Annotated in this window: 1 protein-coding gene; it reads right to left on the bottom strand. The window is 69.1% G+C overall.

All coding sequences use genetic code 11. The annotated features are described in order from the left end of the window. The coding region (locus tag EN852_RS38725; RefSeq protein ID WP_135879899.1) for a biotin/lipoyl-binding protein at window positions 1–304 on the bottom strand (304 nt) is incomplete at both ends.

The following is a 304-nucleotide window of genomic DNA, read 5'->3' as shown; positions in this document are numbered from 1 at the left end:
CCGTGCGGCATCAAGGTCGGCCTGCGCCGAGCGCAGATCCGATTGCTGTTCCTGCGGATCGATGCGCGCAAGCACCGCGCCCTGGTCGACATGCTGGCCGACATCGACCAGCCGCTCGGCGACGCGACCGCCGACCCGGAACGATAGATTGTTGAGCGTGCGGGCCGCGATCACGCCGGTCAGCGAGGTCCGAGGCGCATAGTCCGCGAGGGCGACCTTCTGCGTGGTCACCAACACCGGCAGTTTCTTGTCCGCCGCCTGCTGCTTCTGGCAGCCGGTTGCCAGAAGCGCCGCGCCGGCGCAG

It is taken from the genome of Mesorhizobium sp. M2E.F.Ca.ET.209.01.1.1, from assembly GCF_004010375.2.
GTDB lineage: Bacteria > Pseudomonadota > Alphaproteobacteria > Rhizobiales > Rhizobiaceae > Mesorhizobium.
The sequence above is the reverse complement of the archived record's forward strand: the minus strand, read 5'-3'. Positions and strand labels throughout refer to the sequence as shown.